Annotated in this window: 14 protein-coding genes; 2 read left to right on the top strand and 12 right to left on the bottom strand. The window is 57.5% G+C overall.

The features are described 5' to 3' along the window. The first annotated feature begins 7 nt into the window (after nt 1–7). Both C3F38_RS15195 and C3F38_RS15190 read left to right on the top strand, forming a co-directional pair. Nucleotides 8–790: an N-formylglutamate amidohydrolase gene (locus tag C3F38_RS15195; RefSeq protein WP_055316987.1), complete on the top strand. Its 783-nt coding sequence runs from the start codon at nt 8–10 to the stop codon at nt 788–790. Between the two features lie 76 nt (nt 791–866). Next, nucleotides 867–1,580 (top strand): flagellar brake protein, encoded by a 714-nt coding sequence (locus C3F38_RS15190; RefSeq protein ID WP_038880238.1) that lies wholly within the window; start codon nt 867–869, stop codon nt 1,578–1,580. A gap of 60 nt (nt 1,581–1,640) precedes the next feature. Here C3F38_RS15190 and C3F38_RS15185 read toward each other — a convergent pair whose 3' ends face one another. The 12 genes from C3F38_RS15185 to C3F38_RS15130 form a co-directional block, all read right to left on the bottom strand. After that, on the bottom strand, nt 1,641–3,068 hold the full coding sequence (locus C3F38_RS15185; protein ID WP_055316988.1) for a hypothetical protein: 1,428 nt from the start codon (nt 3,066–3,068) through the stop codon (nt 1,641–1,643). Then, the gene (locus tag C3F38_RS15180) at nt 3,049–4,959 is read right to left on the bottom strand and encodes a hypothetical protein (protein WP_055316989.1); all 1,911 of its coding nucleotides are present in this window, start codon (nt 4,957–4,959) and stop codon (nt 3,049–3,051) included. The genes C3F38_RS15185 and C3F38_RS15180 overlap by 20 nt, the downstream gene beginning before the upstream one ends. Before the next feature lie 9 nt (nt 4,960–4,968). Next, nucleotides 4,969–6,627 (bottom strand): hypothetical protein, encoded by a 1,659-nt coding sequence (locus C3F38_RS15175; RefSeq protein ID WP_047730645.1) that lies wholly within the window; start codon nt 6,625–6,627, stop codon nt 4,969–4,971. Nucleotides 6,628–6,640: 13 nt separating this feature from the next. After that, entirely contained in the window at nt 6,641–8,407 is a 1,767-nt protein-coding gene (locus tag C3F38_RS15170) for a hypothetical protein (RefSeq protein WP_229704744.1), read from the bottom strand. 128 nt (nt 8,408–8,535) lie between these two features. Continuing rightward, the gene (locus C3F38_RS15165) at nt 8,536–10,692 is read right to left on the bottom strand and encodes a hypothetical protein (RefSeq protein WP_047730647.1); all 2,157 of its coding nucleotides are present in this window, start codon (nt 10,690–10,692) and stop codon (nt 8,536–8,538) included. A gap of 21 nt (nt 10,693–10,713) precedes the next feature. Then, nucleotides 10,714–12,144 carry a hypothetical protein gene (locus C3F38_RS15160; protein WP_055316990.1) on the bottom strand — a complete coding sequence of 477 codons (1,431 nt, stop codon included), beginning with the start codon at nt 12,142–12,144 and terminating at the stop codon, nt 10,714–10,716. Continuing rightward, nucleotides 12,141–13,895 (bottom strand): hypothetical protein, encoded by a 1,755-nt coding sequence (locus C3F38_RS15155; RefSeq protein WP_055313382.1) that lies wholly within the window; start codon nt 13,893–13,895, stop codon nt 12,141–12,143. Before C3F38_RS15155 ends, C3F38_RS15160 begins: the two co-directional genes overlap by 4 nt. Nucleotides 13,896–13,899: 4 nt before the next feature. Beyond that, on the bottom strand, nt 13,900–15,507 hold the full coding sequence (locus tag C3F38_RS15150; protein ID WP_055316991.1) for a hypothetical protein: 1,608 nt from the start codon (nt 15,505–15,507) through the stop codon (nt 13,900–13,902). 79 nt (nt 15,508–15,586) lie between these two features. Beyond that, entirely contained in the window at nt 15,587–16,111 is a 525-nt protein-coding gene (locus C3F38_RS15145; protein ID WP_047730650.1) for a hypothetical protein, read from the bottom strand. A gap of 453 nt (nt 16,112–16,564) precedes the next feature. Further along, complete coding sequence (pdxY, locus tag C3F38_RS15140) at nt 16,565–17,404, bottom strand: pyridoxal kinase (RefSeq protein ID WP_055315530.1); 840 nt, start codon at nt 17,402–17,404, stop codon at nt 16,565–16,567. Nucleotides 17,405–17,407: 3 nt separating this feature from the next. Continuing rightward, complete coding sequence (locus C3F38_RS15135; RefSeq protein ID WP_048234074.1) at nt 17,408–18,124, bottom strand: glutamine amidotransferase; 717 nt, start codon at nt 18,122–18,124, stop codon at nt 17,408–17,410. Further along, a complete protein-coding gene (locus tag C3F38_RS15130) occupies nt 18,121–18,375 on the bottom strand; it encodes a hypothetical protein (RefSeq protein ID WP_004938217.1) in 255 nt (84 codons plus the stop codon). The genes C3F38_RS15135 and C3F38_RS15130 overlap by 4 nt, the downstream gene beginning before the upstream one ends. Nucleotides 18,376–18,408 lie beyond the last annotated feature (33 nt).

Genomic DNA, 18,408 nt, shown 5'->3' with positions numbered 1-18,408 from the left:
GCCTTGCATGCCACACTCCTTTATCCCGCCGTTATTGTCCGCCGATGAACCCTCTGCCGCCGCCGTTGAAATCCCGCATGGCAAAGCGCCATTTTTGCTGCTGTGCGATCACGCCGGCAAGACGATACCGCAATCCCTCGGCGATCTCGGCTTACCGCCAGGGGAGATCGAACGCCACATCGGCTGGGATATCGGCGCGCTGAGCGTGTCGCGCCATCTGAGCCGCCAGCTGGACGCGACGCTGATCCATCAGCGCTATTCGCGGTTGGTGATCGACTGCAACCGGGCGCCAGGCATCGCCAGCTCGATCCCGCACTTGTCCGAGCTGACGCCGATCCCCGGCAATATCGGTATCGACGCCGAACACGCGCTGGCGCGCGAGCGCGAGGTGTTTTTGCCGTATCATCACGCCATCGACGATCATTTGGGGCAACGCCAACTGCGTGAACTGCCGACGGCGGTGATCGCCATGCACAGCTTTACGCCGGTGTTCAAGGGGGAATCGCGCTCCTGGCAGGTGGGGCTGCTGTTTAACCGCTACCCGGAGTTTGCCCATCTGCTGGCCGAGCTGCTGCGTGAAGAAGGGGATTTGCAGGTGGGCATCAACGAACCTTATGCAATGACGGACGCCACCGACTATACGTTGCCGGTTCATGCTGAACGCCGCGGTTTGCCTTATGTCGGCATCGAAATTCGCCAGGATCTGATCGCCGACGAACGCGGGCAGCAGGCGTGGGCGAAACGTTTCGCGCGCCTGTTGCCACAGGCCTGGCAACGCTGGCAAATTTGACTTTAGGAATATTCCCAGAGATGATAACCGTAAGGAATACGTAAGACGTCATTAGAAAAAAAGTCAGGAGAGACGTGTGGAGCACAGCGATAACGGACTGTTTATCAAACGGGAGCGTTTTGAAGTTCTGGCGATTCTGCGTGAAATTTGCAAACAACGCACGCCGCTGCGCGTAGAAAATCAGCAGCACCGGTTTCAAAGTCTGTTATTGAGCGTCGGGCCGGACAATATCGTGTTTAGCGGTGAGGAAGCCGCGAGCGCCATCGACGGCGCCTGCACCATCGTGATTGAAAGCAACGACGCCAAAATCGAGTTTTCCGTCGGCCAGGCGGAGCTGACCGAACATCAGGGCGTCCAGGCCTGCTCGACCCGTCTGCCGCAGGAGCTGGTCTACATTCAGCGCCGTCGCCAGTTCCGCATCACCACGCCGCACTGGCGCCAATTCTTCTGCACCGGCGAATACCCGGACGGTACGCCTTATGAGCTGCGGATCCACGATCTGTCCGCCGGCGGCGTCGGTTTGCGCTTCGACGGCCCGCTGCCGGAATGCTTCCAGCCGGGCTTGCAGTTCAAGAAAGCGCTGCTGGATCTGGGCAGCTACGGCAGCTTCAAGGTCAACATGGAGCTGGTGGTGGTCAACGACGATCAGGAAACCGACGACAACGATCAGGTGGTGCACTTCTCGCGCCTGTCATGCCGCTTCCTCAAGCTGGGGCTGGCGATGGAGCGCAAAATTCAGAGCGCGGTGTTCGCCTTCGAGCTGGATTTCAACAAAAAGAAAAAACGCTGATCCTCTGTTCCGGCGCGCCGGGCTGGATGCCGCCCGGCCGCGCCGCCATTCTTTCCCCGTTCAGGGGACGTAAATAATCTCAAAGCTGGACGTATTGTCGTAGTAGGACTTTTTGCCGCCGTCGACGTAGATAATCTGCAAATCGTAGTGATACACCAGCTTCTTGTCCGGATGCAGGATCAGTTCCAGCACGGAAATCTTGATGTTAACCGATTGAACGGGGTGCTCCTTGTCCAGCTCAATGGTCTGGTTGTCGATGCTGACCAGCATGCGCTTGATCGGCCGCGGTCCGGCAGGATCGTAGGCGCCGGTGTCGCTGCGGAATTCCACGGTCTTATTGATGTCCGCCGGTGCGGATTGCTTGATGAAATCCGGCAGCCTGTTCTGGTATTTGGCGTCCAGCGCCAGCGCTACGGGCAGATTATCCGGGTTGAAGCCGGTGAATTGCACCGCCAGATACCCCTTGAGCAGCAGGTTTTGCGGCGACCGATCGAAGAAGGCATCCCAAATCAATCCAAATTGGCTGGCGGGCAGCGTGAATGAATCCACGATACCGCTCTGCAGATTGATCAGCGCGTTTTTTTCCTCCGTTTTACCGTCCGGCAGCCCCAGCAGCAGCGTCAGGGTGTCCGCGTTGGCGAACGGTGCCAGCTTGCCGTCCGGTTGCATCTGCGTGAACTGTGCGGTGGCGTCGCCGATGCGCGCCTGATTGACCTTGGGTGACAGGAAATAGTCGAACGTCACCTCGACATCGTTGAGCGAGGTTGCGTGCGGCGCTGCAGAAAACGAGATAGACAGCATCGGTTTGTCGTCATCGGCGGCGTTGGTCGCCAGCAGGAAAGTATCCGGCAGGTAATAAAGATAGTTTTTTCGTACATAGTCCTGATAGTAGTTGTACCACAGCTGCCCGAAGGCCAGCGGCGTGAGGATCAGCTGCAGGCGCGGCGGCGGCGGCAGGATGCCCTGATAGATATAGGGATAGTAGTTCTCGGCGAAGTAGAAGACTTTCGGCGAGGTGATGGTGTTGAGGAGCCCGTTATCGGTGACGATGGCGACCACCAGCGTGGTTTGCGAGTCATAATCCGACAGCGCTCGCAGCAGCGCGTCACGCTGTTCCAGGCGGTCCAGGTCGAGCTGGGCGCGGTAGCGGGTCGGCGGGACGTCCAGCAAAACCTGTTCGAAGATCATTTCTTCAATCTTGCCGAAAGTGCTGAAAGTTAGCACCACGTAAGGCACCTGCTGAACGGCGCGGCTGAGCGCGAAATCCACCGTCATATGCCAGCGCGTACCGTCACTGCTGGTGGCGATGCGATAGCGCGTCTCTCCCGAGACGACTTCGGTACAAACATCGGCCTGCAGTTCGTCGGCCACCGGCGCGGGCGCGGCGCGGTAGCGCAGACGGGGGGCTTCGGCGTCGGGAAACTGTTTGCGCGCGTTGTCCAAAATGACCTTGTTCAGCGTCACCAGATCATTGAGAAAGATATTCATAGCGATCCTCCAGGGAAGAAAGGCGTGCCAGATGTCTGAACTGGTTCAGGCAGGCGGAAGTCCAAAGAAAATGACCGTCGTGACGGCGATAGAGCGGGCTTTCGTCGTTGGTCGCCGGCAAGCGCCAGGCGGCCAGCGCATCGATCGCCGGTGCAAGCTGCGGCACCCCTTGCCGCCTGGCGTATTCCAGCGTACTTAGCCACTCATGCGGGTGGGCATAATAGGGCGTTAACGCGTTGAGGCGGTTGTAATCGCCGTCGCTCCAGCTCACCGCCTGATTCAGCATTTGGATAATGCGCGGATAGGCCGGCGGCGGGCTGCCGTGAGCGGCGGTCAACGCATGGATTAAAATCAGCGCGTTGGTATTCACGCAGCAGTCCAGTTGCGTGATGTCGCCGTCGTCTTTCATCCAGGTGTGAAAGGCGTAACACTCGGCCCAGGGATAGGGCGTCGTCTTCAGCCGTCGTTCGACGCGCTGTACCTGATAAGCCTGCATCTGCGCCAGCGTCTGTCTGGCTTGCGCCAACGAGCGCCGATGAAATCGATACAAGAGCTCAGTGATAATGGCGGTATCGTCGATGTCAGCGTCGATCCGCTGGCCCGCCATCCAGGCGGGGTGCTTGCCGGCAGGCCAAAAATGGAAGTGGTGCGGGCGGCTCTCGCAACTGAGCAAGAAGTCGAGCGCGAGCTCGATATGGGGCGCGGTCTGGGCGGTATAATCCAGCGTGCGCAGCACCTGGGCGGTGACAAAAGCATTTTCATCCTTGTGCCAGCGGCCATCCGGCGTTCTGACATGAGAGGGAAAGGCGCCGCTGGCACACTGCTGCGCCAACAGCTCCGCCAACGGCAATGGCACAAGCGGTGCCGTTTCGCGCGCTTTGCATGGCAGGATTTCGAAATGCGCGTTTTGCGGGCTGAACGTGCAGCTGACGCTGTGATTGCCCTGGCGATCGCAGGAAAAGCCGACGACGTTGTACTGCAATGGAACCTGTTCGCTCACCGCGCGGTTAAGCAGCGGCATGGCTTGGCCATCGGGCGCCAGCAGCGCGGTGATACCGTCGAAAACGCGGCGGTTGTCGCCGAAAAAACTTGCCGCCATGGCAAACAGCGTAAAACTCTCCAGATTGCCGTCCGGCGCGTATCCCAGACTGAATCCGTAGGTGGTCGGGGGGAAGTCCCGCCTGTCCTGCTGCCGCAGCGCGCGGTCCAGCAGCGGCATCAGGGCGGAAAAACGGCTTTCTCCCTCGAACAGTCGCATGACGGCGAGGATATCGTCACGCGTGATCCGCGCACTGTGCCACTGGTAGTAATATTCGCGCGGAGAGTCGGCAGATTCCGGGTAATACCCCACCATCAGCAGCGTCAATCCCGCCGCGCGGCGGGCCTCGGCGGTGAGCGGCCCTTGCAAGCCATCGGGTGCGGCCGCCATGTCCGCGGGGGTTTCAACGTAGACCTTGGTTTTGATCGCGTCCGGGGCGTATTTTCGCCCCAGCCAGGCGCCGAAGCGCAGCGGCTGAACGCTTGCACATTGCATACGTCGCACCGCCTCCAGGCTGTTAGCGGGATCGGCGAGCGGGGCCGCGGTGATCGCCTCACAGTGTCGGGCAAAGGCGCCGGCGCTGCGGCGCTGCGCATAGCGCGGTAAAAAGGGATCCAGCGTGCAGGCGAGCCCCTGCGGTTTGGCCGACGACACGGTGAACTCCAGCGGGCTGCCGTTATAACCGAGCAGGCTGGTGGTAAACGCAGCGGACAAACCGCCGGGCGTCGCCTTCGTCCGGCTGAAGCGGGCGACGTCCGGGGCCAGCGTGTTTTGCAAATGGGGCGCTTCCTTGCACAGGGCGTTGACCAGGGCGTTCCATGCCGCGGGTAACACTGCGTTGCGATCGTTCATGGTGCTCACCTAAACCAGGTTGGGGATGACGATCGCCGGCGGGTTTTCGCTGCCGCTGCGTTCGACGGTTTCCCCGCCAACCAGGAAGTAGATCAGTGTGTAATTGACCGTCCAGGGGTTCTCCGTCATACAGCGGTATTTGAACGTTTGGCTCTCGTGCGCATCTTGGTTAAAGGTATATCTCTTGATCTTGCGGCTTCCTTTGTCATCCTGATAACTCAGCTCCACCATGACCTGGTTGCAGTTTTCCCAAGAGAATTTGCGATCGAGGAAGATACTTATCTCGTTGAAAGACAACACCGAACCGGGATCCATGTTCAGCAGCGTCGAGGCCGATTGGGACAGCGACTGATAGCTGCTGCTGCCTTCCCAGCCAGAGGCGGCGACGGACTTGAAGGCGAAATCACTGGTGATATGGAACAACTCGTTCTTATCGCTGCTGCGGGCGATGCGCTTGGTCCATGTACCGTCATCTTTGGTGAAAGGCGCGGCGGTATACACCTGGTGGTTGTAACGGATGTTGAAGGTGGTGGCCTTGATGCCATATTCCTCAAAGCTGTCCGGCCCGAGCACGGTCAAATCCAGCTGTTGGAAGAACGGATCGTTGACATTGACCTGGATAAAGTAGGGCGCAGTTTTCTGGGCGTGCAGAATATCGCTGCCGATGAAGTTTTGCGGCACGGCGGATTGGCTAAGGGCCTTCGACGAGGTGTAGTTGAAGTTCAGGCTTTTGGTTTCCTCGATCCGCACCAGCTTGATCTCCAGCGAAGCGCTGGGGAACAGGCCGCCTTTGCCGGCTTCTTCGCCTTCTTTCTTGTCGCTGGCGATCAGCGAATCCAGAATAGCGTCGCTGGCGGATTTCGCCTGCGGGTTGCTGTCGTCGTTAGGTTTGAGCGTGGCGCTGAAAAAGCTTTTCAAGATCTCTTCCTTGACGAACTGCAGTGCCCACTCTTTCTCTTTGGCCTCTTCGTCGCCCGGCATGCTTTCGGTGACCTTGATCACCAGTTTCTGATCCTGCTGCAGTTTTTTGATGACGCTGTCGAAGCCCAGCCAGAAGCTGGCAGGCGTCTCAACCGGAATGGGAATGTTGGCGCCGAATTTCAGATCGAATTCTTTATAGATGCTTTCGAACTGTGCGGTCACTTCGACCTTCAGCGCCGGCGTGATGCCGGTGAAGCTGAGGTTATAGGCGACGGCGGCCGGCGCCTTGGCCTGGGTGAACGCGGCTTCGAGGATCACCGCCTGAGACGGCGTCAGCTTGGCGCTGAAAATGGCGCTGTTGTTGCCGAACAGGCTGGGGCAAGGGGCGCTGATCAGCTCGCCGTTGGTGGCGCCCGCGTCGAGCACGAAGAAGTTCACCGTGCCTTTATCATACGGCACCTGGGCCTTGCGGGCATTCTTGGGATCAACGTTCAGTTTGCGCAGATAGTCGTTGAAGGCACGGTTCAACACCGCTTCGTCGATCGCCGTATTGACCTCGAAGTTGATGTATCCCCCTTGCGGATCGCTGGCGTCGCCGGTGTATTTGATCAGCGAAAACACCGGTTCGCCCGACTTCTGCGCAATGTGGATATCACCGGGCAGATACCAGAACTGGTTATCGTCTGAATCGTCGGCGAAGAAGGTGATGTTGTTGATGGTGGCGGTTTTGGCTCTGAGTAATAACATGGCGTTTCCTTAGTTAACTGAGGGTGGCGAGATCGAGAGCGTTGGCGTCGGTCGAGCACTGCACGTTTTCGGGCCGATCGCCGCCTTCGCCGGGTTGATAGGTAAACCAGATATCCAGTTCGACGCTCATCTGCTCCGGATCAAGCTGATCGGCGCTGAAACACCGCGGGGCGGCATCGGATTCGGTAAATTGAAACACCTGCTGCAGCGTTTCCGCCGGCGTGCAGGCGTAGCTGGCGGAAACGATGACCATTTCCACCCGGCGCCAGTCCATGTCGGCCGACAGCGTCAGCACGCGCTGGCGATACAGGGTCGAGAACAGGTAGACGTCCTGGCCGGTCGGTTCTTGCAGCTCGGCGGAAATATGCGGTGAGTTGACGGCGGCGCTGTAGGTTTTGTTGACGTCGAATTGGTATTCATCCGGCTCCGGCAGCATGACCGGGTAGTGGGCTCGCGGGCTGGTCTGGTCAAGTTGGAAGCTGCGCGACACGCTGCTGTTCGGCTGTTGCCGGTGGCGATAGCGCAGCGTGACCAGCACGGATTGATAGCGCTGCCAGTCAAACTGTTGCGCTGCTTCGATCGCGAAATCATAGCGGCCGTAGAGCGACTCGACGTCCAGAAAGACCTCGCTCATCTCCGTTTGCAGGCTGCCGGAGCTGACCGAGGTCACGCCGCCTATCGACTGGTTGAAATATACGGTGAAGTCATACTCGACCGGCCACAGCATTTTTCCCGTTTTCGGGTCGAGCAGGCTGGGTTCCTTAAACTGCTTGGGCCCGAAGTCGTCCCGGGTAAATTTCAACTGTCGGCTGTTTGAGCCATAGCGCAACCGTGCCGTCACTAGCAGGATATTGGCGTCAAGCGCATCCGACAGCAGGCTGACCCGCACTTCGCGATAGGCGAAAAAGTCATCCTGAAGATCGCGTTTGACGATCGCGCGATCGGCCTGATAGTCCGTGCCGTTGACCAACTGGGCGAACAGGGCCTGCGGATAGAGCGAACGCTGCACGACGGTGGTTTCGCTGATCTTGCCGCTCAGGCGACGTTGATCGATGTTTTCCACCGAGACCTGTTGCAGATAAAAGCCGGCTTTGGGGCTTGTCTGCTGCGGTTCGTTGGCGATAACCGGCGTGAAGAACTGGCTGGTGAGGATCTGCGTCAGTTCGGCGGCCGCCTGCGCCATATGGCCGTCGGGATCGGTATCCCTGACTTTGACGGTGACGATTTTCTCGCTGATCAACTGGGTGGATGTTTGCTCGATACCGACGGTAAAGATCAGCAGGTTAAAACCTATTGAGCGCTGCAGGTAACGGTAAACCTGGTCCCAGTTGGCCTCCAGCTCGAAGGTGGCCGGCGGCAGTTGCTGCAGGTAGTCGATTTTGTAACTGACGGCGATCGGCGTCGAGGCCGGTGTGCGCATCAGGCTCGCCAGCAGCAGGATATCGTCGTCGTCGTTCAGTTTGGCGGACAGGTAGCAATATTGCTGGTCGCTCAGCGAGGTTTTGCTGGTCTGCCCGGGGATAAGATCGGGGATATTCAGCGTCGCGCTGCAGGCGATGGCCTGCAGCGGCAATAAGATCGCATCGCGCGGCATGTCCGGGCTGGCGTCGGCGGCGCGTTGCGCCGCTTCGGGCGAACTGGCCAGCTGGGTCTGCAACGACAGCGTGGCGTAGTAGAGATCGTCCGGCTGGTTGAGGTTTCTGAAAATTTGCAGTTGGACATCGGGTTGATTGCCTGCGGCGACCTGCACGCTCGGCGCGGCGGCACAGTAGTAATACACGGGCCGATCCGGGTCAGCCCGAATAAAACAGATGTCTTGCATGATTACCTGATCGCGCATAGCGGCAACCCCACGTCATCGGAGAGGGAGCCGGAGCAAGGCGTGCTTGCTCCGGCGGAGACCGGCCGTCAGAAGGTCACGACCACGATGGTGCTGGTGCCCGTGATCGGCTTGGTGACGGTTTTCTCCTGGTTATCGCCGTAATAGACCGTGGCGGTGTAGCTGATCTGCGGCTCGTTGCCTTTCTCTTGCTGCATCAGGTTGAATGTCAGGTACTGCGTGAGTGACTTGGTGTCGAACTCGGTTAACGCAATGGGCTGCGTCTGCGAGAAGTCCCATTTCGGGTAGTTCACCGTCATCTCGAAGGTGATCAGCGAAACGTCTTTTTGCGACGGTTTGAAGATGATGGTGTACTTCTGCTGTTTCGGCAGGGCGTTGGCGATCAGGATCTGATTGCCACGTGTTTCGCCATAGCCCGGCAGCTGCGGGTTGCTTTCCACGCCCGGTGGGAGGTAGGTCAGGCTGTCGCCGCCCAGCGTATAGTAGTCGGCCGAATAGTAAAGCGGCTTTTCCACGTTGGTGCCGATCGGATAAATAAACGGCACCGGCGGGTTATTTTCTTTGATTACCTGGGAGTATTTCTTGAGCTGAACGCCGCGATCTTTGTCTTCGTACAGGGTCTTGACCACGACCTGACTGAAGACCTCCCAGCCCAGCGGATTGAGCAGGGTGGAGATATCTGCGTAGACGATGCCGCTTTGCGCCGCGTTGATGGTCACCACCAGATCGTCTTTGACCAGGATCTCCCCAGACAGGTAAGGCTTGGCCTGCATGCCGGTGAAGTTGACGGTGTAATGATAACGGTAGGCACGGCCCAGTTCGGGTTTGATAAACCACTTGTCGGTTTTTTTCGGCCCCGGATCCTTCGGAGTAAAGGTCAGCGTGCTCTTGAGATCGTTGTCGTACACTGCGGTGACCACGATATTGGCGATGTCATACTTCGCCATGTCTTCGGTGACGAAGAACTCCGGCTGGATGTACTGATAGAACGGGTCGTGGAGATCGTACTCTTTGAAGTACTGATCCAAATCGGCTTCGCCGACGATTGAGCGTATCGACGGAAGCTGGGTCTGTGGGTAAATGGTGGAGGACACCACGGCGTTTTCTTCATATTCACGGGTGAAGCTCTGGGTTTGCGAGAGTTTGGACTCGAATTTGTCGAAGCCGTCGACGTCGTTCAGCAAATTGAGACTCATGTCGATGCCGGTTTGGCTGCTCAGGATCTGCTCGACCTGCTGTTGTCCCCAGTTCCGCAGACTTTCCTTCCATTTTTCATAGGCGCCGGACTCCATGCCCATCTCTTGTGCAGTCAATCCGATCCGGACGTCCACCTTGATCGCCTCCTTGGCGTAAAACTCCTGCTCGATCTTTTTCTCGTCGGCCGACCAGGTGTGACGGTTGATGGTTTGCGTCACCGACTTGGCCTGCTCGCTGTTGTAGGTGACGATCACCTTGGCCGCCGACATGGAGGCATCCAGAGAGAGGTCGAAGCGCACGCCGACGCTGGCGTTTTTATCGGTGCCTTTCAGCACCTGTTCAAACAGTGTGGCGCCTTCCCCGGTCAGCGACAGGCTGAACACGGTATTGTTGTCGCCGAGGCCGGAGGGGGACAGCGGCGTTGGGATCTGGCGATAGAACTTATCGTTGCCGTCAAGGATCAGCATGGCCTGCGCCGAGGTGTAGCGCGGCTGCATCAGTTCGATTTTCGCGGCGTCCGCCGGCATCAGTTCGCTGAGGAATTGACTCTTGCCTTTGGTAGGGTCATAGAGCGCGACAAACCGGTTGAGCTGTTCATCGCTCAGGCCGGTATTCTTCTGCGCCTGGTCCATCTTGGTCTTCTTCTCGTTGTTTTCCGGGTCTGCTTCATAGCGCTGTTTCGCCTCGATGTAGGCGACAATGAGCTCGGATTTTTTATCCAGTGGGCCGTCTTTTCTGCCAAGGCCGTTATACAGCTGCAGGCGGATGCGGTCTTTCATTTCCGCATTCGGCTGCGGCAGCTGCACGGTGAATTGTGCGTAGCCGCCTTGCGTATCTTCGCTGCGGTATTTGTAAAACATAAAGCTCGGCGTATTGGTATCCCGTTTGGCAAACACCGGGATCTCCGGCACCACATAGAAGATATCCTTGCTGTCGCTGTCGCCGTAGCAGGTATACGCGTATTCCTTGACGCCCAAATACTCGGTGACGTCGATTTTTATCGATTGCTGCAAAGCGGTGGTTAACATAGGGCGGTCCTCTTGTTTATGTCACTTGTGGTATTGCAGTTTGATGGGGCCGGTGGTGGCCTGCAGGGGGCCGGAGTCGTAGTTTTTGGGGAATAGCGCCGCCGTTTTCCCTTGCCAGCGATAGTCCACCCGGCCGTTGAGGCCGGCGGCATGGGCGTTGATCCACCAGGTGGCCTGCCACTGCGCGGCGGAAAAGGCGAAGGTGAAGTTTTGTTTCTTGCCCTGGCCCGCCGGGAGATAGCTGGCGCTGCCGGAGATCGTTTTGAATTCGGACTTCAAAGACTCGGCGTCGAACAGCAGGCTATAGAAACCCACATCCTGCGGCGTCAGCGCGATGGCGTTCTGCCACGCCAGCCGGCTCTCGAAGCTGGTGTAATCGGCGAAGGTCACCTTGAGTGCGATATCGCTCACCGCCGCTGTCGTTTCCAGCGTCACTGGCGGGAAGCTGGGCCACGCCATCGGCGCCTGTTGATCTGCCCAGCGCAGTTCTATCGCCATGATATTGAAGACTTTCGGATCAAATCCCAGGCTGACGGTGCAGCGTTGAGGCTCGATCGGCTTATCCGGCCTGCTGGGTTCCGGCAGGGGCGTAGCGGTAAAGGAGATGATGCCGTCGGCCGGCAGCCGATTCAGCAGTTCGGCAATGTCGCGTTGCTGCTCCAGCAGATAGCGCTGGGGCACGGTGTTGTCGTATTCGATCTGGTAATTCAGCTTGTTGGGGATTTGTTCTGGCGACGAGATATTGCGTAGCGTGTTGGCGATCAGCAGTGAAGCGGTGTTTACCAACGCCTGGCGAACACGAGCTTGCGTCTGTTCTGAAGGCGCATTGTCGAACTGCGCTTGCACAATGACGACGCCGGCGTCGATCTGTTGGTTCAGCAGCCTGGCGATCGCTTCCGGTTGCCGCGCCTGCTCGTTGAAGGCCAGGGTGACAAACGCGACCCAATCGGCCTGCAAACGGGCATTGACGCGGCTGTCGACGCTGAATCGGCTGCGAGTGAGAAAATAGACCTGGTCTTTTGTTCCCTGGATCGCGCCCGCCAGCCGGCCAGACTCCTCATGGGTCAACGCCATTTTGGACTGTTCAAATTCGACGCTGTAGGCGGCAGCAGCCGGCCGCTGCGCGAAGTGCAGCCACAGCGATTGCTGGATCTCCTCCTGCTCCAGGGTGATGGTTTCCGGAGCGGGGACGAAATGGCGGCGGATATAGTCCTCGATCGCAGCCCTGTCGACCGGCAGCTTCGGTGCAATGAAAGTCGCCAGGCCGCCGCCGGGGCTGGTCAGCAAATGCAGCGAGCTGATCTTGCCGGCCGGCGTTTCCTGCACCACCTGCGGCGTGTAGTTGCCGTAGGTGTAACAGCCGCTGGGGCGCGTTTGGTCGTGAAATGCCAGCGCGCGGTCAAGCAGAAAGAAGTTTTGCAACGTACGTTGTGGATCCAATTCGTCGGTCATGGTGTATCACCCTTGATATCGATCGTTTGGTCGCCGGTGACATAAGGCGACCAGGGGCCAGTGGGAGTCTTGTAGCGGAAGCCGGCGGCGAAAATGGAGGTGACGTTCCATTTGTAGACGAAGCTCGGCTGCGAATGCGTAAAAGTGCGGTCGCTGATGCGCTCGCTGTCCTGCGGCTGAAAACTCAGTACGGCGCTGAGCGACTGCGGCGGCAGCCGAACGGTGATCGTCGCCTGCTGTGCGCCGAACTGCGGAAAACTGTAGGCGCCGATGGTGGCGTTTTGCACGATCGGGGCGGGTAACGGGACGGCGCCGTCGCCGGAAAGCGAATAGGCGGTCGCTTCGGCAAAAGTCGGGGCGCCCAGGATCGGTGCGCTGAAATAGGGTGCCGATGCGCTGAGCGCCCATGTTTGGCGCCAGTCGGCGGAGTAATAGGGGCCGCCAAGTCGGCTTTGCAGGGCGAACGTTGGGTCGAGATACAGGGTCAGGAAGCGGCAAGGCAGCGCGGCGTAATCCAGCACCAGGTTATCCTCGTCGCAGCGACGTTGTTCGCCGGGCAACGTGCGGTAAACGCCGTCTTGCGGGTAATTCACGCGGATCTGGTAGAAAAACGGCTGTGCATCCAGCGCGCTGTTGTGAAACTTGAAGGTTAACCAGGTGCGGTCGGGGCGCAGCGCCAGCGTTTGCGTTTGCTCGATCGGGTAGATATTGCCGGGCGGTACGCTCAGCTGAATATCGATCGTAACGCCGGATTGCAACCCCAGCGGGTAGGCGTAAAAGACATTGATCTCGCGCTCTCCCGCCGGCAGCGGCGGTGCGGTGGTGCGATGGATAATGGTATCGGGCGAAACTTTGGCGATCTGCTGCGCGGCGGCGAACGGATCCAACGTGAAGCAAAGTGGCCGCTGAGTCAGCGCGACATTGGCCAGATCGCACCGGGTCCGACCGGCATGCGGGGGCGGCGTCAGAAGGATCTGCGCCACATTGCCGGCGGCGGGACCGGCAGACGGCGCACCGTACAGGTTGTATAGCCGATCGAGCAAAGCCTGACTGAGCAACAGATCCCCGGCCGGATCGTTCGCCGGCGGCGGTGGGTCGATGTCGAGCGGCAAGCGGGTGAGGTTGCGGCTGAGGTAGAGGGTCAGCCCGTCGTAGGGAAAGACAATCCCGGTATCGCCCACGGCATGGGCACCTTCCACGCCGGCGGCCAGGGCCAGGATCAGCGCACGTGCATCAAATTCTACCCGGTAGGCCAGACGCGGCGATACGCCTTCGACAAAACCGTCCAGACGCGCGTTGAAGCCTATCGTCTCATCGAGCAGGGTGCGCTCGATCAACTGAGTGCTTGCCGCATTGAGCAGAATGATGAATTGACTGCACTGTGCCGAATACCAGGTGGTGTCGTAGTGCCGGCCGTACAGTTCGCTGTGGTAGTCGATGGGCACGTCGAATCCCAGGCTGCCCGGTAAGACCGGCAGCGCCTTCACCGCACAATCCGGATACTGTTGCTTGAATACCTGCAGGCTTTGTTCACCGGCGAACTGCAATTGCGTGGTGAAATTCAGCCAGCCGTAGAGGCTTTCGGTACTGTAGCTGCGCACGATATCCAGCGAGAAAGCCAACGGGTCGGCCGCCAGAATGCTGAGCGCCTGCGGATATAAATAATAGGCGTCGTTTTGCCGATACGCGGCGACGAAACGTTGATCATCGCAGATAATAATGCGCTGGAAGTCGGGGTAGCCTTCATACATGATATTATTCTTCCGCTGCATTGATCATATTGTGGTAATCCTGGCGCCACTCGGCAGGCAGCATTTTCAGCACGTTTTTAGGGCGTTGGTGATATTCGTCTTCATAGAGGTGTTGAACCAGCGCGTCACCGACCAGCACGCCGTTAGCATAAAAAGTACTGAGGGCGCATTGCGTTTTTTGCAGCGGAGAGTCAGCGCTGAGTTGCAGGTTATAGACGGTTAACTCACCGGGCTGGAGAGAGAGGGCGGTAATTTCGCACTCACCGTGCCGAGTTTTAAGACGCATGCCTGAGGTTAATTCACGGGCGAGACAAATACCGTTTGCGGTGACGAAAGGGTGCCCCAGGCTGGCTTTTATACGATATTCACCTGCCGCCTGGTCGCGGGCGGTAATATCAATGTAATGCTGCTCCTGCCCCGTGGTGATATTCTCAATGCGTCTGGGGTGGTTATTACCGCAAATAACGAATTCATCTGCCGTGAGAGCATTGAGCGGCTTTTCTGTCCCATCCTGCATTAAAATCAACGTATCCTCTGCCAGGCAGCCATAAATAATCTGCATCGGTTTGATTTGTACGGTATTGAGCAGGCGGCGATCCGGGTCGCTTTCTTTTGGCGCGTTAGTAATAAAGGCGGCGATGCTGCGGCCTTCGACATCAAGCGTAATTTTAAAAACGTAATAAACCATCTCACCGGATTCAAAATCGACGCGGTTGAATTTCAGCCAGTCAAGATCCCAGGTGATGTTACTTCCGCTGATTCGGGTTGCGGCAGAATTAAAAATATTATAGCCGCCGTAAGGGGTGATCGGATCGCCGCCGGCGCGGGTGCGGATAAGATAAATGGTATTGCTGGCGTTGACCGGCTTGCCATTGCTGAGATCAATATTGCCAAAATAGGTGATGTTGCCTTTTATCGGCACTTTAACCGTGCCGTCCTGATCGTAGCCGGTGCGATAATCACAGTCGCCATCGTCACGCGTCAGGCAAATCTTGATCATGCGCTGGTTATACAGATTCCTCGGGGAATCGTTGATCATTTCTTTCGGGTAGCTTTGCGTCGTGACGATTTCGGCGCCGTAAACGGTTTGCTGGCCGACCGTTTGCGCGAAGGTATAGATCACCGTAACCGGAAAGCTGCCGCCGGTCTGGCTTTGCGGATAGTCACCGCTGGCACCGATGGTGCAGTCCGCCGTGTAAACGTAGTCGCTTTTGTATTCCACCTTGCCGACGTTATCGGCGCCGCCGTCGAACAGACCGAGGGTTTGCGTCACATTGGTCGCCTGAACCGGCAGAGAGCCGATGGCGTCGGTTTGATAACGTTTACCGTCGGTGGAATCCAGCCTGACGATGCTGTACACCGGCTGAGCGCCGCTGGTGTTGGCCTCGCTCATCCGGCCCGCGACCCGTTTGACGCGTTTCGTCTGCTGCCAGAGCTGGGTGAATTGCGGTGCGGCGGCGGCGGTGACGCCGGCCAGTTTTAATTGAATATCATAAAATTCGGTTAAAACCGGATCGCCTGGCTCGATAAGAAATACGCCGCTGTTCTCGTATCGGTCGATAACGTTTTTTACGATGCGTTTCTCATCTGACGTATAATCTTTTGCGAGCATAATATCGGCACCAATAAATTAATGGCATTGCCAGAGATGCACGCCATCATCATGGCGTGCCCATCGTTTTTAACAGGCGTTATTTGCAGGTTTCTTTACAGTAAGCGTAAATGGCGCTCAGGCAATCTGAAGATAAATACTGTTCGAACTCCGCATCGGTGGGTTCAATATCGACATCCAGCGTCATTGTGTAAAGCTCTTGAGCAAACATGTCTTTAGTGGCAGCGGGTTTGTTTTTAAAATAGGTTTTTATTTTGCCTTTGCTCACTTTTCGAATCCAGGCAAACTCACCGCCAATGGCCACTTTCCCGGTGAAAGTGAAGTCTTTACTGGTATAAACGCTGATGTCATTGGGGTAAACCTGATATCTTACCACCTGTTCCACACCGATATTCTGATTGGTTTCTTCCCAAGTTTCTCTTTTTATTACATTCAACGCAAAGTTTTTTCCATCGACCGGACCATCTCTAGCATCAGCGGTGCCGCCAAATAACATCGGGCAACCTCTGGCAAAACCTTCGTTCTTTAACCCTAATAGAATAAAATCGGAATTGCCGACAGCTTTGGGCGCGCTATCAAGAATGACATACTTTTTAATAGGCATAGTCAGATCCTTATACGCAGGATGGTATAAAAAGGAGGTGGTGAATCGCTTTGTCGCCGCGTTTTACTCACATTCAACAATAGCAATGACGCTTGAAAAAGCAACACATACATAAAAATAAATTAAGTGTTTATTCTTGCATAACAGATAATCAATAAAATCACGGCGTTGTAAAAGAGGATGAATAGTTTAAGAAATCAAAAAAAACAGAATGTTTTTTGCGGTTTTTATTTTCTTATTGGCTTTAATTTTAATAAATCAATGTGTTGAGTGTGATTATGATTTTAAATGGCTCTAATCATTAGTTGTTTAATCTTTTATATATAGTGAATTAATTTATCATTACTGTGCGCATCATTGACGGAGTAATAAATAAAATTCGCAGCGGAATGATTGCCACGGTGAGCAATCAAGACGGATGAGGCGGGGCAGCAGGCTGCCCCAGGTCAGGGTTTAGGTTAACGCCCGTAGGCTGCCGATCTCTTCCCAACCGAAATGCGCCGCTTCGGCCAGCACGTCGCACACTTCGCCGCCGGCGGCAACCACTGCCGCGTCGAGCGCGGCGCCGTGCAGCAGATGGCTCACCAGCAGTGCGGTGAACAGATCGCCGGTGCCTTTGACCGCCGATTTGACCTTCGGATGGGTAAAGCACTGCGCTTCCTGCCGGGTGACCAGCATTAAACCCACTTCGTCTTCGTGCTGTGCCACGCCCGGCGCGCTGGTGACCAGCACCCATTCGGTGGTGTCGTTCAACAGCGCCTGCGCGGCGTGTTGCGTCTGCTCCCGGCTGCTCAAAGAGCGGCCGCACAGCTGCTCCAGTTCGAAACCGTTCGGCGTCAGGCCGTTGGCCAGCCGCAGGAACGGCGAGCGATAGCAGTTGACGATGCGCTCATCCACGTAGATCCCTTCGCCGTAATCGCCCATCACCGGATCGATATAGATCTTTATCTGCGGATTGAGGGCGCGCACCCGCTGCAGCCAGTTGGCCAGAATATGGCACTGCATCACGTCGCCCAGATACCCGACGATCACCGCCCGGGTGCGTTTCATCACGCCGCGGGCGATCAGATCGTCGAGAAAGCCGCCGAACCACTCGCCGGAGATGACGCCACCGTGCGGTTTGCCGTAATAGGGCGGGCAGCCGAACAGCACGCTGGGCACCTGCAGCGCTTCCAGCCCCTTTTTCAGCAGGGCGCGGTAGGCGATACCGTTGCCGACGCTGCCGTAGACCACCTGAGATTGAATGCTGATCACGTCGATGGACGGTGACCGTAAGGGTGAAGTCTGTTGCATGAGTTACATCCTTGGTTCGTTATTATCCAGCCAGCGGGCGAACACCTGCCGCGCACGCTGTTCCAGCTGTGTGCCGTGGCGCGCCGCCTGTTCACGCAGGCTTTGGGGCGCGACGCCGGCCAGTTCCAGCTCGCAGGCATGGCCAATCAGCCAGCGTTCGATATCGCGATGATCTGCCTCCAGATGGAACTGCAGGCCGAGCGCAAACCCCTGATAGTCGAAGGCCTGATGCGGGCAAACCGCCGTGCCGGCCAGGCAGCGGGCGCCCTCCGGGATCGTGAACATATCGCCGTGCCAATGCAGCACCGGCGTATCGGCCAGCGGCGCCAGCGGCGAGTCATCTTGTGCCGCTAGCGTGGTCAGCGGGGCGAAGCCGATCTCTTTGACGCCGAGCGAGATCACGTCGGCGCCCAGCGCCTGGGCGATCACCTGAGCGCCGAGACACACCCCGAGGGTTGGCCGCCGCTGCGCCAGGCGCTGTTTGACCAGCGCCAATTCATGATCGAGAAAATCATAGCGCAGCGCACCGGAAAAGTGCTGGGCAGCGCTGATCGGTCCGCCGAGCACCACCAACAGATCGGTGTCTTCATTATTGATAGCACGAATATCATCGCGGCCGGCATCGTAATAGTCGATCTGATAGCCACGCAGCGAGAGCAGGGAACCGAGGATGCCCAGGTTTTCAAAATTGACGTGTCGAATGGCGACGGCTTTTTTCATTGTTTAACCTCGTGAGCGTGGGTGAACGGCGTCAGCGCCAGCGACTCGCCCAGCACGGTGATGCCTTGCGCGCCGCTCTGATAGACGATGCGGCGTTCGCTGACCTGGCTGAGCTGCACCTGATAACCCTGTGCGGCCGGGAACAGCGCGCACGCCTGCTCCAGCTGATCGGCGGCCCAGGGGGTGAACATCTCCAGGCGGGCAAAGGCTTTTCCTGCATACTGAATGTCGAGCACGTAATGTTTATCCATGGAACCCCTTACTTTTGGCCGCGGAAGCTGCTA

Source organism: Serratia sp. SSNIH1, assembly GCF_002935055.1.
Lineage (GTDB): Bacteria > Pseudomonadota > Gammaproteobacteria > Enterobacterales > Enterobacteriaceae > Serratia > Serratia nevei.
This window is presented reverse-complemented; position numbering and strand designations above follow the sequence as displayed.

Coding starts and splice junctions, on each gene's coding strand:
- C3F38_RS15195 (WP_055316987.1), top strand. CDS start 8: ATGCCACACTCCTTTATCCCGCCGTTATTGTCCGCCGATGAACCCTCT.
- C3F38_RS15185 (WP_055316988.1), bottom strand. CDS start 3,068: ATGAATATCTTTCTCAATGATCTGGTGACGCTGAACAAGGTCATTTTG.
- C3F38_RS15180 (WP_055316989.1), bottom strand. CDS start 4,959: ATGAACGATCGCAACGCAGTGTTACCCGCGGCATGGAACGCCCTGGTC.
- C3F38_RS15175 (WP_047730645.1), bottom strand. CDS start 6,627: ATGTTATTACTCAGAGCCAAAACCGCCACCATCAACAACATCACCTTC.
- C3F38_RS15165 (WP_047730647.1), bottom strand. CDS start 10,692: ATGTTAACCACCGCTTTGCAGCAATCGATAAAAATCGACGTCACCGAG.
- C3F38_RS15160 (WP_055316990.1), bottom strand. CDS start 12,144: ATGACCGACGAATTGGATCCACAACGTACGTTGCAAAACTTCTTTCTG.
- C3F38_RS15155 (WP_055313382.1), bottom strand. CDS start 13,895: ATGTATGAAGGCTACCCCGACTTCCAGCGCATTATTATCTGCGATGAT.
- C3F38_RS15150 (WP_055316991.1), bottom strand. CDS start 15,507: ATGCTCGCAAAAGATTATACGTCAGATGAGAAACGCATCGTAAAAAAC.
- C3F38_RS15145 (WP_047730650.1), bottom strand. CDS start 16,111: ATGCCTATTAAAAAGTATGTCATTCTTGATAGCGCGCCCAAAGCTGTC.
- pdxY (WP_055315530.1), bottom strand. CDS start 17,404: ATGCAACAGACTTCACCCTTACGGTCACCGTCCATCGACGTGATCAGC.
- C3F38_RS15135 (WP_048234074.1), bottom strand. CDS start 18,124: ATGAAAAAAGCCGTCGCCATTCGACACGTCAATTTTGAAAACCTGGGC.
- C3F38_RS15130 (WP_004938217.1), bottom strand. CDS start 18,375: ATGGATAAACATTACGTGCTCGACATTCAGTATGCAGGAAAAGCCTTT.